The organism is Stieleria mannarensis, assembly GCF_014154935.1.
GTDB classification, from domain to species: Bacteria; Planctomycetota; Planctomycetia; order Pirellulales; family Pirellulaceae; genus Stieleria; species Stieleria mannarensis.
The window spans coordinates 256,255-272,032 of sequence record NZ_JACEHH010000005.1 but is presented as its reverse complement, the minus strand read 5'-3'; the positions used below and the strand labels follow the sequence as shown (position 1 = coordinate 272,032).

The following is a 15,778-nucleotide window of genomic DNA, read 5'->3' as shown; positions in this document are numbered from 1 at the left end:
CGCCGTGTTCTCCGAACTCGGCGCACGCGAAAAAGCGGAGCTTCGGCCCGCGCCGAGCTCGGAGAGGACGGCGACTGTCCAGCCCACTCGAAAACGAAGCTGCGGTAGACCGCTAGCGTTTCCGGGGTACTTTGGAGACGAAGTGCACCGGCTGGTCGGGCAACGATTCTAAAAACAGTTTGCCGTAACGCTTGGTGCACACGCGCGGATCGAGCACGACGACCATGCCGCGATCGGATCGGGTGCGGATCAATCGCCCCACCCCCTGCCGGAATTTGATCGCGGCTTCTGGCAATTGGTAATCGGTGAACGGGTTGCCGCCGCCCTTGCGAATCGCATCCAAGCGGGCTTCCAGCAGCGGATGATCGGGGACGGCAAAGGGCAGTTTGGTGATGATCACGTTGGTCAGTGCATCACCGGGAACGTCGACGCCCTGCCAAAAACTGTCGGTGCCGAACAGCACGCCGGGGTTCTTCTTGAACGCGTCGACCATGTGCGTGCGGCTTTGATCGCCGCCTTGGGTGTACAGCGACAAATTCTCAGAAGCCAGCCAACTGCTTAATCGGCTGGCGCATTGTTTCAGCAACCCATAGCTGGTGAACAACACGAACGCTCGGCCGCCGGAGTGTTCGACAAAGCGTTTGATCTGGTCCGGTAGCGCCTGTTCAAACGCGTCACGCTCTTTGGACGGATCGGGCAGATCGCGGACGACGACGATTTGAGATTGTTTCTGGTAATCAAAGGGGCTGCCGACGCGGACGGACATGCCGCCGGTCAGGCCCACGCGGGAGCGAAAGAATTTGAACTTGTCATCGTTGCCCGATGCGATCGTCGCACTGGTCATCACGACACTGCGAATCATCTTGCTTTGGAACAGACACTCGCGCAATGCCGCTCCCACGTCGATCGGTGACGAGGACAGTTGGACTCGATCCATGCCGCTGCGGGTCGGCGTGGCTTCGACCCAATACACCGTGTCCTCGTCTTCCTGTTTCAACCAGCGGTCCAGCGAGGAACTCAGCAGCATCAACCGGTCGTGCGAGGATTCGAATTCCATCCGATCCGATTCCTCCTTTTGACCCTCGGCCTGGGTCAACAATTTTAGCGCCAGCTCCTTCATCGGCTTGGACAGCGAGTTGCTGACGACGTCGGCGGCGACCACACGCCCGTTGCTCGGTGCGTGATCGCGTTTCCAGTCCAACATGTCGGCAAAGAACGTGCTGTGGGCGAACCGCAGTCGGTCGACTTCGGTTTGCAGCCCACGCAGGTCTTTCTCGACCAGCAACCCTTTCTGTTTGCGATCGTTGTACAAGCGATCGAACAGGAACGTGAATTGGCCACTGGTCAACCGCAGCCCCAGGTGATCTCCCGCGACGGCTTCGGCGGTGTGACATTCGTCCAAGATCACCGCGTCGTAATCGGGCAGCAGCGCCACGCCTTCGTTGCGAAGGGCCAGATCACTGAAGAACAACGCGTGGTTGACGATCAGCAGCTGTGCGTTGGTCGCTCGCCGTCGGGCGCGAAAGTAGAAACAGTCTTTAAAGTGGTTGCACTTCTTTCGCAGACAATTGCCGGTGTCGCTGACGATCTCTTCCCAGACCTCGCGGTCCGGTTTCAGCGGCATCGACGACAGGCTGCCGTCGGTCGAGTCGGCAGCCCACGATTTGATTTGACGCAGCTGTTGATATTGGATGTCCGACCCCAGCAGCGAGGTCATCTTGCCCAGCGTGCGTTCCAGTCGTCGCTTGGACAGATAGTTGCTGCGGCCTTTGACCAGCACGCTGGAAAACTCGCGTGGGATCACGCTGTTGAGCAGCGGGACGTCTTTGGCGATCAGCTGTTCTTGCAGACTGATCGTGTGGGTGGAGATCAAGACGCGGGGGCGACGCGTTTTTTCCTCCGACGTCTTGATGATCGGCTCGCCGGTGGCATGCAACACGGCCGGGACCAGGTAGGCAAAGCTCTTCCCCGTGCCCGTCCCCGCCTCGGCGACCAAGTGCTGGCCCGTCCGCAGTGCCTTGGCGACGGCGTTGGCCATTTGCAGTTGTTGCTCCCGAGGCTCGTAGTTCGGCATCCGGGCGGCGATGCGGCCATCGGCGGCGAGGATCGAATCGACGGTGAGTTCGTCTTCGGACAATCGAGGGGTGCAAATGGGGGACAAGCGGTCGGGTGGTTGCTACCCAAATAACATACGGGCCAAAGTGTCCCAGTAGAATGCCTGCTTCGCTCGCCAGGCCTATCATCATTCTGCCCCGTATCATTCTGCCCTCCCTCGCCTCGCTCTTGCCCGATATCCGCAGACGGCTCAGCAACGGGGCCACCTGACGCCCCTCGCGAACGCGTCGGGCTGGTACTGATCTTTGCTAGCAAGCTGGAGGGATTCGGGGTTCTGTGCGGGGGTGTCCAGGGTGTCAAACAGCGGGTCGATTCGACGGCCAGGCGTCGGCAGGTGTCCGCGTGACCAGAGGTGTCTCGGGGAACGCGATAAATCGGATGTCACCAACGGGTTTTCCACCTTCGTTTGGTTGTGACTGGCGCCGACCGCGGTTAAGTTTCTGTTGGCGTCGCAGACCGCTCCGGGGGGTCCGGTAGAGCGGAGTGGCGTGTGGACCTTTTCCACTCGTCGGACTTTTCCACTCTGGAATCAGAAGGAATCAAACATGGCAAAGAAGAAAGCAGCTGCAAAAGGTCCCAAGGTCGATCCGAACTTGAAAGCGGTTTTGGAGCGCGAACCGGGGTTGGCGACGACGCTTCAGCAGATCGAAAAATCGTTCGGCGAGGGATCGATCATGCCGTTGGGCGCGTCGACGCATTTGGAAATCGAAGGCATCCCGACGGGCAGTTTGTCGCTGGACATGGCTTTGGGGGGCCAAGGGATTCCTCGCGGCCGGATCATCGAAATCTTCGGCCCGGAATCGAGCGGTAAGACAACGTTGGCGTTGCACGTGTGCGCCGAAGCACAGAAGACCGGTGGGATCGCGGCGATCATCGACGCCGAGCACGCGTTTGACCCCAGTTGGGCCAAGAAGCTGGGTGTCGAGCTGGACACGTTGCTGGTCAGCCAACCGGGCAGCGGTGAAGAGGCGATGCAGATCTGTGAGATGTTGGTCAAGAGTAACGCGGTCGACACGATCGTCGTCGACTCGGTCGCGGCCTTGGTCCCCAAGAAAGAATTGGAAGGCGAGATCGGCGACAGCCACGTCGGTTTGCAAGCTCGATTGATGAGTCAAGCGATGCGGAAGTTGACCGGTGCGATTGCCAAGAGCAAGTGCGCGGTGATCTTCATCAACCAGATTCGCGAAAAGGTCGGCGTGATGTTCGGCAGTCCCGAGACGACTCCGGGCGGCCGGGCGTTGAAGTTCTACAGTTCCTGCCGGATCGACGTCCGCCGCATCGGCGCGCTCAAGGACGGCGAAGAGCAGGTCGGTCAGCGGGTCAAAGCCAAGATCGTCAAGAACAAGGTCGCACCGCCGTTCCGCGTCGCGGAATTCGACATGATGCACAGCAACGGCATCAGTTACGAAGGCGACCTGTTGGATCTGGGGACGACCCACAAGGTCGTCAACCGCAGCGGTGCCTGGTTCAAGTACGGCGACACGTACTTGGGACAAGGTAAGGAGAAGGCGCGGAACTTCCTGATCGAAAACACCGATGTGGCCGACGAGATCAAGCAAAAGGTGATGGAAGCCGGCGGATTCGCTCCCCCGGCAGACGAAGCCCCGATGATCGACGACGCTTCGGAGTTGGATGCCGAATCCAGCGAAAAAGTCGCCAACTCCTAGTAGGATCGGCTTCCAGCGAGTCGAATTGGGGTAGGATTTCTCGCGACGTAGCTACCTTCGCCAGAAGGTGGATTCCCGGCACCTTCCACGCTCTGGCGAGCGTAGCTACGTCAACCGGGCGTCGTTCAGCTGGGAACGAGGACGTCAACTGAATTTACACGGCATCATCACCGCCAAATCCCTCCCCACCGGATCCCGCCATGAGCCAGCCCAAAGTCTTGATCGTCATCGGTGATGCCACCGAGACGCTCGACACGATGTACCCGTATTACCGCTTGATCGAAGCCGGGTTCCAACCGGTGGTCGCGGCCCCGGAGAAGCGGCTGTATCAATTGGTGATGCACGAGGTGAAACCGGGGTGGACGATCACCAAGGAATGGGAAGGCTATACGTTGCAGGCCGACGTGGCGTTTGCGGAGATCGATCCGGAGGACTATGCGGGGATCCTGTTCAGCGGCGGTCGCGCACCCGAGTACATTCGTTACGACGAAGACCTGGTGCGGGTGACCAAGCATTTTTTTGCAGAAAACAAACCGATCGCCAGTGTTTGCCACGGCGTGGAGATTCCGGCCTATGCCGATTGTGTCCGCGGACGCCGGATGGCCACGGTGCCGAAGTGCAAGTTTGATCTGGAAGTCTGTGGCGGGACCTTTGTCGATGAGCCGTGTGTCGTCGATGGCAATCTCGTCAGCGGTCGAACCTTCCACGACAACGGTCACTACATCGGCCCTTGGATCGAATTGCTGCAGAAGGCACATCAACCTGTTCAAGCGTGATGGGACGGTTCAGCCACGTTCTCGCCGTGATCGGATTGTTCGTGCAGCTGGCGTCAGTCGCCCGCGGGCAGGATCGTCCCAGCCAGGATCGTCCCAGCCAGGATCGTCCCAACGTGGTGATGATCATTTCGGACGACCAGACGTCTTCTGACTTCGGCTTCATGGGCAACCGAGTCGTCCAAACGCCGCATTTGGATGCACTTGCGGCGCGGTCGGCCCGATTCACCCACGGCTATGTCCCTTCGAGTGTCTGTCGGCCGTCATTGGTGACGCTGTTGACCGGGCTGTATCCGCACCAGCACGGCGTTCATTTCAATCATCCGCCGCCGGGGTTTTCAAAGCTGACGAAAACCTATGACCGCGATCGGTATGAAGCGGCCAGGGAAGCCGCGACGGTGTTGATTCGCGGCGTCGACACGCTGCCGCGATTGTTGGCGTCGGGCGGATACCGCTGTTTGCAGACCGGAAAGTACTGGGAGGGGCATTGGAAGAACGCCGGGTTCACTGAGGGGATGACGACAGGCAAACCGGTCGCCGGTGCGCGGCACGGCAACAAACAACTGGCCGACGGACAATGGGTCGCACACGGCAACGGCGACGCCGGTTTGGCGATCGGTCGAGAAACCATGCAGCCGATCGAAGACTTTTTGGGCGACGTCGGTGGCGGCCCGTTTTTCATCTGGTACGCGCCGTTTTTGCCACATTTGCCGCACGACAGTCCGAAGCGTTTCTTTGATCTGTACGATGCCTCCGTTCCTGATCACCAGCGGGCCTACTATGCCGCCTGCAGCCAGTTGGATGAAACGGTCGGCGAACTGATCGAGCTGACGGAGCAACACTCTGCCGGTCGAGACACGCTGTTCGTGTTCGTCGTCGACAACGGCTTTCGACCGGATCCGAACCAGCCGATGCGCGACGGGTTCGGTTACAACTACACTCGGCGGAGCAAGCGGTCGCCGTTTGAGGACGGACTGCGCACCCCGATACTGTTTCACTTGACCGGACAAACTCGATCGGCGACTCATCCGCTGTTGTGCAGCAGCGTCGACATCGTGCCGACGGTGTTGCAGGCCTGTGGAATGAGTCCAGCGAAACCGATCAGCGGTCGCAGCCTGTGGCCGTTGGCGACCGGTCAAGTCGACGCGATGTCCCCTGAGCCGGTGTATGGAGAGATCTACCCGGGCGACGCGAGCGTGCTGGGCAATCCATCGGCCGACATCGCGTACCGCTGGATTCGTGACGGGGACTACAAGTTGATTGTTCCGCACCGACGAAAAGGCCGGGTGTGGGGTGACTACGGGGATTCACGCCAGCTCTACAATCTGGTGGACGATCCGAACGAGCAGCATGATCTGGCGGATGATCCGGCATATCAGCCAATGACGGAAAATTTGCAAACGAAACTTGATGTGTGGTGGCGTCCGGGAAAACGCGCAGCGGCAGGCATTCACACGGGGAACCGATGACCTTGGATAGACTTCCCGAATCGATCGCCCGCGATGGCGAGTCCGTGATTGTGATCACTTGGAGCGACGGCCAGGTCTCGCGATTGACCGCCAGAGCGTTGCGGCAGGCCTGTCCCTGTGCGACCTGTCGCGAGAAAAAACGTGCCGATCAGAAAGCCGACGAAAAGCCATCGAAGCCACTGACGTTGCCGGTGCTGAAGGCCGAAGAAGCTCGGCCGCTGACAATCGTGTCGATGAAGCCGGTCGGATCGTACGCGTACAACATCGCGTTCAGCGACGGCCATTCCTCGGGGCTGTATCCGTTGAAGATGCTGGACGAGCTGGGCAGTTGACGGGATTCAGTTCCCTACCTTCCGCGTAGGACCAGCTGCTTGCCGCCGGCGCAGCGGCACCTCATCATTCTGCCCCGTATCATTTTACCATCCCTCGGCTGACTCTTGATCGCGGTGACAGGACGAGGTGGCTGGGTGGAGAGGTAGGAAGATTTTGGAGGTAAGAAAATTAAGCAATCCAATGGAGACGCGGTTCCTCATTTTCTTACCCCCGAAATTTTCTTGCCTGACTAACCAGAAGCGGGGCCGTGTACACAAAACGCTGCTGTCAGTTGTGCTTTTCTGCCCGGTCGCCCACGTTCGGTTCTGGTCGATCGCTGTTGCGGGTACGATGGTGGTACCGGCAATCCACTGACCGTATCTCGCCTGAAAACCCGCGGAGACACCACGTTGCAATCCAGTTCGCGATCGCGTCGTCCGGTGACTTGGTTGATCGTGCTTGGCGCGGCAATCGGGATCGCAAGTTCGATCCATTTCAACCGACAGTTGTTCGATCTGCGCCGCCAGCGGGCGCGATTGATTGAGGAAGTCGGCTTGCTGGACGTGACCGATCCCAAGCGTGTTCACATCAGTCGCGTCCCGGTCGGACCCGATGACATTCCACCCGGAGTCGCGGCCGCGCACGTGTGGCGTTACCGAATCTACTTGCCGGCCGGATATGGGCCCTGTTTCATCACGGGGCGCCGCGCCATAGCAGCCGATTCACCGCGAAGCACTGGCGGGCGCGATTTCAGCTCGCGTGGCAAAGAGCAGGATCCCGTCGAAACCGTGTTGACGATCGCGTTGATCAAGAAGGAAACGGGATGGATCTCCAGTCGAATCCAAGGCGGGTCATCGAGTTCGTCGTCCTTGTCGGACGATCTGCCGCTGGATTCATTGGACGATCTGGTGGTGGAGTCGGTCGTGACGGCCGAAACGCCGTCGAAGTCGTTTTCGGTCGACGAGCCGATCTGTTTGTTGCGTTTGCGGGGGCAACAGCCGGTCGAGTCGAAAAAAGATCAGCCGACACTCTACCCCGGAATCGTGACGTATCTGGTGGAGTTAGATCGACGAGACGCGTTTGAGCAATGGGCACAGGGCAAGATCGACCGGATGCCGGAGGTTCAAAAATGACGAATGACCCGGTATCCGCATCGGATCTCCCCACGTCCTCATCGCGGAGACGCGGGTTGCGATTCAGTTTGATGGATTTAATGCTGCTGACGTTGATGGTTGCGGCTTGGTTGCCGACCGTGTTTGCCATCAGAGACCTTCCAGAACTGCGGAACAGCGTCGATCAGATGCGGGCGTTGACGACGCATTTGCAGGTCATCGATGACCAGAAGTTATGCCTGCGCTCGCTGCCCGGGATTTGGCACAACATTCACGGTTGGAAATACTCTCTGCCGGCGGACGCGGAAATGGAGCTGCGTCTGGCGACCGAAGGGATTCATTCGATGGGCGACCCCGCGGAATCCATGTCGTTTGATTTGCCGACGGGCGTCCACACCATTCATCTGCAATACACCCGATCGGTCGATCAGGAATTCGTCACGCAGGTGTTCGTCGATGACACCGAAGCAATCACAAAGAAGCATCCGTCGGATTGGATTGAAACATCCAGTAGCAGCAGTAACGGAAAAGGCGGCCCGACGGCGGAGGCGTTCGACCTGGACAAACCGCTTGTCTTGCGTCAGCTTCGTTACATGGAGAAGCATCCTGGCAAACAGTTCGGTTCGCAGTCTCTGCCGCCGGAGTACGATGCCAAAGGGAACATGCTTTCCATCGTGCCCAAGGGGTATCAATCCGAACCGCCCAAGCGGTTTGTCGCACCAGGTGACAGTCCCTTCATGCCGTCCTGGGGGAATCGCCAAGGCATGCGGTTGTTAAGCAAGGGCCGTGATTGGAACGGCTTGTTGGCCATCTATCCGTCCTATCGTGCGGTCTTGGACGACGAAAACTTTCGTCCCGGCAAGGTTCTCAATGCGATCTCCGTCCGTCCGGTGCTGCCAGATTCCTCTTCGGTCGATCTGCCTGAAGTCGCATTCGGCCCCAATGCGTCAACGCCAGACGGGCCGACGTTGATCGTGACCGATGCATTGGAGAGAACCGATCAAGCGAACGCCCCGCGATCGGGCCGGTCAGAACAATGGATTTCCGAAGACGGAAAAAAGATGCGTCTGTTCGCCCACTATCCGGCCTTTCCATCAGGTGCACGGGTGGTCGTCGAAGTTGTCTTCGATGCAAACTTTCCAAACCGGATCGGATTGATTCCGCATCAGGCCGAAGACAGTGTGCCCTTGGACGCGGTTCAATTTGTCACGCAGCACGATGCGCGATTTCAGTGGCGAACGCTGCGGTTGTTGCCAGATGTCAATGATCGTGATCCAGAGTCACAGCAACCCGTCGTGCCGCAATCGTTCGCGTTGCAGACGATCCGCCCGCGGGGTCAACCGACGACGGGGTGGCAACCGATTCCCGAAGCACGGCTTCCGATGGACCAGCGGGCATCCGGCGGCGAGGGGTACCGTCGCTTGGAATTGACGACCGACGTCGCCAACTTTTGGAACTTCAACTATCCGTTGGACGTGTCCGACAAGTGGCAGTACAAGGGGCTGCCGATCCGTCAGGTTTGGTCGATACCCTCGTCCGACCAGTCAACGCACGATGGGTCGGTGTCACCGAGCGCGGTCACGATGGAAATTCAAAGTGGGACGCAGTATCCGGGATCATCCTCCAACATCCCCGGCGGTCCGGCGGTCACGAACGTCCGCATCACGGTTCCCCTGCCGGCTGACAAACCGATCTGGATGGAGATCCCGTTGCCGTAGGGAACCGGGCACGCGTTGGTATCGAGGCTTTAGCCGACTCCCTGCGTCGCTTCGCGACGCCCAATTGTATTCGCGACGGATTTGATCGTAACGGAAGCCGCCAGACGTTCGCAGGTGCAGACCCTCTCTGGCGTTTGCTTGCTGCGAAAACGCCGTCTCTCCCAGAAGGAGAGAATTATCATTCTGCCCCGTATCATTCTGCCATCCCTCTCCCGACTCCCGTCGACCGGAAAACGCATGGCGGAGAGGTAGGAAGATTTTGGAGGTGAAGATCATTCTTTTCCTACCTCCGACACCGGCAGATCGTTCTCGAACGCTTCCGCTTTGGGAATCGCTTCTTTGACGATCTTCAGCAGCCTGACGCGGCGGTCGCGTTCCTCCTCGCCGGCGGGCATCTCGGCGAGCGTTTCGAAATGTTGGTGCATTTCAGTCAGTGCGGCCGAGTCGGTGATGTAGAGGGTTGATTCGAGGTAAGCTTCATCGCCGACGCCTTGCGTCCACCCGAATTCCCACATCAACAGTTCATCGGCCTGGACCAATAACCGATCGACCACCCAGGAATCGGGTTGGTGTTGTTGGATCGCCGTCAGCAATTCGGACATCGGCGGGACGGGCGTGCGACGTGTGGGGAATTCAGGAGGCGGATCCCAAACGCTGGGAAACTGATCCCGGCCGTGTTGTTGCATCATCGAGATCGCTTCGTCGAGTCGGCCATCGATCAGCAGTCGGTCGACTTCGGCGGCGCGATAGCGATCCGGTTGAAAGCAACACGCCGCGGCGGCCAACACGGCCAGTGCAACAATCGGAATCGCCCATGTCGATCGAGAGGTGACGCTTGGCAGGAACCGACGCATCGCCGTGCGATTGCCATTTTTTTGAGCCGCGATCGCAAGACCGATACCCAATAACAGCGCGGGAATGAATCCATAGAACGACAGACCGAACACGTTGGAGCGGAATTCCAGCAGGATCTGCTGGGTTTCGGTCAACCGCAATCCGCCCATGATCGAGACCATCGACATGATTCGTTGAAACAACGCCACCACGGCGATCGCCATGCAAGGCGCCAGCACCCAGGACAGCGCGGCCAGCAGCGAGACGCGGTAACGCACCGAGACGAATCGCGCCAGCAACAGCACGCGCCAGATCGAAACGATCGACAGCAGCGTCAGGTTGAATCGCAACGCGGCCACTTCGTCGGCCATCGTTTCGATCGGGATCGCGTACAACCATGCCAGCGGCGCGGTCATCCAGTAGCCGGACAAGAAGATCCGGTAGTCTTCGACGATGCCGGCGGGGTTGTCGATTCGGGTGATCGCGTGGAAGCACCGTAGGACCACAAACAGAATCGCGGAAACCAACACCGACGCGGCAAAGGGGGCCAGCAGGTCCAACGGCTGGTGCAGGAAGCTGATCGCGTCGTACTCCCGTGCCAGCGCCGCGGTGGCGACCAAGACCGCGCCCAGCGCCAAGGACGCTTTGGAGGCGATCGTGCGTTCGATCGACGCGCGGTGGCCGATCAGGAATCCCGGCACGTCGATCAGACGAAAGCTGCCGACGTCAATCGGTTCGCTTGCGTCATCGGCGTCGGTTCTGTGATCGGTGTCCGACGGATTTGGGGGCGGCGTCGTCATCGGCGGTGGCGGGTTGGTTGACGGGGAGATGCGGCGACGCATCGGAAGCCTTGGGAAAGCTCATGGGGAAGCGACCGAATCCCCCGTTGGCTGAAGATTGCGAGAGAATTTAACCGAATGGAACGCCGCCAGTGCCGATGGACATCCGTCAATAGCGGTGCGATCTGCCACTTAAACGGCACTCAGCGGTCATTGTCGTCAATTCAGAATTTACGACCTGCCGCTTTTGAAGGCCTTGGGATAGTCTCCTGTCTATCGAAAGAGCACGAATGTTTGACGCCTAGAAGTGATCATGGGATCCGAGAACGAATTGAATTTGTCGATAGAAGACCATCAGGTAACGGTCGAGAATGAACCTGAATTGAGCGAATTGGCCCCCAGTAGCGAATTGGCCCCGATTGCAGCCCCTCAAGATGCGGAGGTGGAGGCCGGTCCCAGTGACGACGTGACCGCATCAGAGCCAGAAGCAGCGACCGGGTTTGCGGGGTTGGAATTGCGCCGCCAGGTGTTTGATGCGGTCGTCGAGTCCGGCTATTCCGAGCCGACCTCGGTGCAACAGCAAGTGATTCCGCACATGTTGGCCGGCCGCGATGTGCTGGCCCAGTCGCAAACCGGATCGGGCAAGACCGCGGCCTTTGCGTTGCCGATTCTGTCGACGATCGATTCCAAGCAGCGCTCGGTCCAGACCCTGGTGTTGGCACCGACGCGAGAATTGGCGATTCAAGTCGCCGAGTCGTTCGAGAAGTATGCCGAGAATCTGAAGGGATTCAGTGTTCTAGCGATTTACGGCGGCCAGGACTACGAGCATCAGTTTCGGGCGCTGCGTCGCGGCGTGGACGTCGTCGTCGGCACGCCCGGTCGCGTGATCGATCACATCAAGCGCGGCACGCTTGATCTGAGCGAGTTGAGGTGCCTGGTCTTGGACGAGGCCGACGAGATGTTGAACATGGGGTTCCTGGAAGACGTCGAGTTCGTGCTCGAACAGACACCGGAAAAACGCCAGGTCACGCTATTTTCGGCTACGATGCCCGGTCCGATTCGCTCGATCGCCGACCGGTATTTGGTCGATCCCGCCTTGGTAACGATCGAAAAGAAACACGTTACGGCCGAATCGATCCGGCAACGCGCGGTGATCGTTCCCCCCAAAGAAAAGGCCAACGCGCTGACGCGATTCTTGGAAGCCGAAGCGACCGACGGGGTGATCGTCTTTACCAAGACCAAGGACACCACCGTCCGCTTGGCCGAACAACTGATCCGCAACGGGTTTGCCGCCACCGCACTCAACGGCGACATGCCCCAAAGCGTCCGCGAACGAACCATCGACCAACTCAAATCGGGACGGTTGGACGTGTTGGTCGCGACCGATGTGGCCGCCCGGGGGCTGGATGTCACACGCATCAGCCATGTGTTCAATTTCGATCTGCCCCACGATGCCGAATCCTACATTCACCGGATCGGGCGAACCGGCCGCGCCGGCCGCAGCGGCGAAGCGATCATCTTTTTGACCCCCGCCCAGCGGCGAAAGTTAAAACTGATCGAGCGGGCCACCAAGAAATCGATCGAGTTGGTAGAGGTCCCCTCGGCCGATGCGATCAATGCGATGCGGATCGAACGTTTCAAAGCGTCGATCACCCAGACCATCGCCGACAAGGATTTGACGCTGTTCAAGGACTTGATCGGACAATACGCCCAGGAAACCGGTAAACCGATGGAGATGATCGCCGCGGCGCTGGCGGAGATCGGGCAACACGGACGCACGTTCCTGGTCAAGGACCGCCCCAAACGCGCCCGCGACGATTACCGAGACCGCGACGAGGGACGTCGGGGACGCGAGGATCGCGGCGGCGGGGCGGAATTCGGCAAACGGCCCCGTGTGCTCGGACCGCCCGAACCCGGCATGGTCCGCTATCGGATCGAAGTCGGACGCAACGACGGCGTCGCACCCCGCAACATCGTCGGTGCGGTCGCCAACGAAGCCGGTATCGAAAGCCAGATGATCGGACCGATCAAGATTTATCCGCACTTCAGCACCGTGGATTTACCCGAGGGAATGCCCAAGGACGTCTACCAGACGCTGCAACGCGCCTGGGTCTCGGGGAAACAGTTGCGGATTCGTCCCGATCGCGGACCGGGACAGCGAGATTCGGGTGGCCGTCCGGGTGGATTTCGAAAAGGCGGCAAGCCCGGTGGAAAGTTCCGCGGCAAGTCCGATGGGGCGTTTGGCGGCCCGTCCGGGGCGCTAGGCGGCAAAGCGGCGGCGGGAAAGAAGAAGAAAAAGAAGAAGAAGCATCGCAAGCAGTAGTGCTTCGGTACTCCTAAGAATCGCGATCACCCTAAGCGGGACGGTCCCAAAAGCCGGCACTCCAGCACCTGCGACCCGTTCCACCCCGAGCCTGATCGAGGGTCTTCCGCGGATGCTAGCTAGCCGAAAATAGGCATTTTGAACAGGCCACGACCCGAAAACTTGGCCCAGCGGGGTGACTCGCGGGCCCACATGCGGAATTTGCGGTTGTTTTTCGCCTCTTCTACCCCATCAGGGGGTGCAGATTCGTCGGCGACGTGGATAGATTGGCGGGCGTGGATTTCGACGGCAACCGTCCTGGTTTTCGTCGGCGTCGCACCCGTGATTCAAATCCCAACTGATCTTTGAAAAGAAAGCTTCGAGATGTGCTTATTGGCCGTTCAGTATCAATTGGTCCCAGAGAGTCCGATCCTGGTTGCAGCGAATCGCGAAGAGTACTTTGACCGGCCGAGTTTGACGCCGTCAATTCAGTCGGGAAAGCCTCGCGTGTTGTGCGGTGTGGATCAAAAAGCCGGTGGGACCTGGCTCGGTGTCAATCAAAACGGGTTGTTTGTGGGGGTTTGCAACCGGGCGACGGCGATGCCGCTGTTCGGCCAGCGCTCACGCGGATCACTTGCGATGGACCTGCTTCGATGCACGAGTTCGGCTCGGGCGTTGGACAAAGCGCTCGCCGAGCTGGGCGAGACGCAATATGAAGGTTGTAACCTGATCATTGCCGACGCAAAAGCTGGCTATGCGATCCATTCCGACCAGCATCAGCAAGTCGTCGAGATGGAACCGGGGTTGAACATCATCGGGGCCCACAATCTGAACGATCCCGATGACGAACGGGTGCGGATGGCGCGGCGACTGTTGACGCTGCAGACACTCGATTCGCCGGTCAAGTTCCTGGCGGTCGCCAGCCGCGTGTTTGCCCGAGCACCGGTCGGCCCCGGGCGACCGAGCATGGTGATTCGCAACCAGGATTACGGCACCGTCAGCAGTTCGCTGATCGCCCTGGGGGTCAAGCCTCGCGATGCGATCTATCAGTTCAGCAACGGGGCGCCGGATCAAACCAAGTACGAAGATTGCTCGCCGATGCTCCGCGATATCCTCAGCCGTGGCCTTCGCGAGGCACGCACCAAGGCCAAGGTTGGCGCGTAGTCGCGTCTGTACGACGTCCTTTCCAAATGACTTGGACGACGTCCTTTCGAGGTCGTCGCGCTGAGCCCCACGGGCGACAGCCCGGAAGGGCCATCGTACCTACGAAAAACTTCTCTATCAGCGGTCGGCGGTGATCCCTAGACTGCCTGGAACGCCCGTGCTTGGGCCGCAGCGGACGCGGTTTTGAAAGCATGAGGGTCCGGAGTCTCGCAATCGGAGTGCCACGGCATGGAAGCCGTTCGACGTTGGAGTGTTTTGTCGGCCGTCTTGGTCGCGATGGTGTGGGGTGGTATCGATCCACATGTCGTCGCCCAAAACGCCCGCACACAGAACTTTCTGGTCCACGCACCGACCCAAGAGTTGGCTGAATCGGTGGCCCGTCATGCGGAAAAGTTCCGCGATGAATTGGCGGTCTATTGGCTCGGCAAACCGTTGCCACCCTGGTCAACGCCCTGTCCCATCGAAGTGGTCTGTGGGCCGCACATGGCCGCCCAAGGCGCGACGACCTACAACCGTTCGCCGGTCGGCAACTTTCAAATGCGGGTGATCGGTTCGCGGGAACGGATTCTGGACAGCGTTCTGCCGCACGAAGTCACCCACACGGTGATGGCGACCCACTTCGGGCGTCCCCTGCCGCGCTGGGCAGACGAAGGGATCTGCACGACGGTGGAACATTCCGCCGAACGCAACAAGCACGAAGTCAAGCTGCGGGAATACTTGAGCAATCGCCGCGGCATCCCGATGAACCGACTGTTCCTGTTGACCGAGTACCCCAGTGACATGCTGCCGATGTACGCGCAAGGCTATTCGGTGTGTCGATTTTTGATCGAGCAGTCCGGGCCGCGACAGTTCATCGAATTCCTGGAAGGGTACATGGAGAGTTCCTCGTGGACGGCGAATGTCCAAGCCCACTACGGATACGAATCGCTGAAACAGCTTCAAGACCAGTGGTTGGCGTGGGTGGCTCAGGGCAGCGGCCCGGTCGAGTCGTTTGTGTCGACCCGCAGCAAGGCATCGCAGTCGCTCGCCGCGGCAACGCCCGCTGCGTCATCCGGCCGTTTGGCGGATCCCCGCAGTCTGGCGCTCTCCGGACCGGCGGCCCCGTCCGAAGCATCCTCCAGCTGGTACCAGCGGCGTCGCCAGCAGACCGCCCTGGGCCAAATCGCCTCCGCCGATTCACCCGCATCCGCACCCGTATCCGATCCCGGGACCGCATCGACTCCCGCCCCGCAGGCGTCGACGCCCCGCCCGATAGGACCGCCATCGGTGATCGACAGCGGGCGCTACTCGGTTTCACAACCCCAGGATGAGCTGCGATATGGCTCTCCGATGGCCACTTCGGCTCGCCCCAGCACGCTGTCTCGCTGAAACTGTCGCGGTGAAGTCGGGCGATTTCCGACTATGATCTAGCGATCGGACGATGAAATCTGACCGGTTTGCACACCCGGGCACCAAGCGGACGGTGCCGGAGGCCGGTTGAGCTGTTAAATTGTTGCTCCGGTCCTGGTTGCATTGGCCCAGGACAAATGTGCC

Annotated in this window: 11 protein-coding genes; 9 read left to right on the top strand and 2 right to left on the bottom strand. The window is 59.8% G+C overall.

What is annotated here, in order from left to right:
• Positions 1–112 precede the first annotated feature (112 nt).
• Positions 113–2,137 (bottom strand): ATP-dependent DNA helicase, encoded by a 2,025-nt coding sequence (locus H1B37_RS05725; RefSeq protein ID WP_494546290.1) that lies wholly within the window; start codon positions 2,135–2,137, stop codon positions 113–115.
• Between the two features lie 523 nt (positions 2,138–2,660).
• Here H1B37_RS05725 and recA point away from each other — a divergent pair.
• The 6 genes from recA (at position 2,661) to H1B37_RS05695 (ending at position 9,166) form a co-directional block, all read left to right on the top strand.
• Positions 2,661–3,782 carry a recombinase RecA gene (recA, locus tag H1B37_RS05720; protein WP_182865656.1) on the top strand — a complete coding sequence of 374 codons (1,122 nt, stop codon included), beginning with the start codon at positions 2,661–2,663 and terminating at the stop codon, positions 3,780–3,782.
• A gap of 200 nt (positions 3,783–3,982) precedes the next feature.
• On the top strand, positions 3,983–4,558 hold the full coding sequence (locus H1B37_RS05715; RefSeq protein ID WP_182865655.1) for a DJ-1/PfpI family protein: 576 nt from the start codon (positions 3,983–3,985) through the stop codon (positions 4,556–4,558).
• Positions 4,558–6,024: a sulfatase-like hydrolase/transferase gene (locus H1B37_RS05710; protein ID WP_182865654.1), complete on the top strand. Its 1,467-nt coding sequence runs from the start codon at positions 4,558–4,560 to the stop codon at positions 6,022–6,024. The genes H1B37_RS05715 and H1B37_RS05710 overlap by 1 nt, the downstream gene beginning before the upstream one ends.
• A complete protein-coding gene (locus tag H1B37_RS05705; RefSeq protein ID WP_182865653.1) occupies positions 6,021–6,356 on the top strand; it encodes a DUF971 domain-containing protein in 336 nt (111 codons plus the stop codon). The genes H1B37_RS05710 and H1B37_RS05705 overlap by 4 nt, the downstream gene beginning before the upstream one ends.
• A gap of 390 nt (positions 6,357–6,746) precedes the next feature.
• Positions 6,747–7,469, top strand: a complete 723-nt coding sequence (locus H1B37_RS05700; RefSeq protein ID WP_182865652.1) for a hypothetical protein — start codon at positions 6,747–6,749, stop codon at positions 7,467–7,469.
• A 71-nt stretch (positions 7,470–7,540) separates the two neighbouring features.
• Entirely contained in the window at positions 7,541–9,166 is a 1,626-nt protein-coding gene (locus tag H1B37_RS05695; protein WP_182865651.1) for a hypothetical protein, read from the top strand.
• A gap of 272 nt (positions 9,167–9,438) precedes the next feature.
• Here H1B37_RS05695 and H1B37_RS05690 read toward each other — a convergent pair whose 3' ends face one another.
• The gene (locus H1B37_RS05690) at positions 9,439–10,842 is read right to left on the bottom strand and encodes a hypothetical protein (protein WP_182865650.1); all 1,404 of its coding nucleotides are present in this window, start codon (positions 10,840–10,842) and stop codon (positions 9,439–9,441) included.
• Between the two features lie 268 nt (positions 10,843–11,110).
• Between H1B37_RS05690 and H1B37_RS05685 the strand changes: the two genes are divergently transcribed.
• From H1B37_RS05685 to H1B37_RS05675, 3 genes are all read left to right on the top strand, one after another.
• Positions 11,111–13,102: a DEAD/DEAH box helicase gene (locus tag H1B37_RS05685; RefSeq protein WP_286177430.1), complete on the top strand. Its 1,992-nt coding sequence runs from the start codon at positions 11,111–11,113 to the stop codon at positions 13,100–13,102.
• 363 nt (positions 13,103–13,465) lie between these two features.
• Positions 13,466–14,245, top strand: a complete 780-nt coding sequence (locus H1B37_RS05680; RefSeq protein WP_095736631.1) for an NRDE family protein — start codon at positions 13,466–13,468, stop codon at positions 14,243–14,245.
• 228 nt (positions 14,246–14,473) lie between these two features.
• Positions 14,474–15,613 carry a hypothetical protein gene (locus H1B37_RS05675; RefSeq protein WP_286177429.1) on the top strand — a complete coding sequence of 380 codons (1,140 nt, stop codon included), beginning with the start codon at positions 14,474–14,476 and terminating at the stop codon, positions 15,611–15,613.
• Positions 15,614–15,778 lie beyond the last annotated feature (165 nt).

Coding starts and splice junctions, on each gene's coding strand:
- H1B37_RS05675 (WP_286177429.1), top strand. CDS start 14,474: ATGGAAGCCGTTCGACGTTGGAGTGTTTTGTCGGCCGTCTTGGTCGCG.
- H1B37_RS05690 (WP_182865650.1), bottom strand. CDS start 10,842: ATGCGTCGCCGCATCTCCCCGTCAACCAACCCGCCACCGCCGATGACG.
- H1B37_RS05715 (WP_182865655.1), top strand. CDS start 3,983: ATGAGCCAGCCCAAAGTCTTGATCGTCATCGGTGATGCCACCGAGACG.
- recA (WP_182865656.1), top strand. CDS start 2,661: ATGGCAAAGAAGAAAGCAGCTGCAAAAGGTCCCAAGGTCGATCCGAAC.
- H1B37_RS05680 (WP_095736631.1), top strand. CDS start 13,466: ATGTGCTTATTGGCCGTTCAGTATCAATTGGTCCCAGAGAGTCCGATC.
- H1B37_RS05705 (WP_182865653.1), top strand. CDS start 6,021: ATGACCTTGGATAGACTTCCCGAATCGATCGCCCGCGATGGCGAGTCC.
- H1B37_RS05695 (WP_182865651.1), top strand. CDS start 7,541: ATGGATTTAATGCTGCTGACGTTGATGGTTGCGGCTTGGTTGCCGACC.
- H1B37_RS05710 (WP_182865654.1), top strand. CDS start 4,558: ATGGGACGGTTCAGCCACGTTCTCGCCGTGATCGGATTGTTCGTGCAG.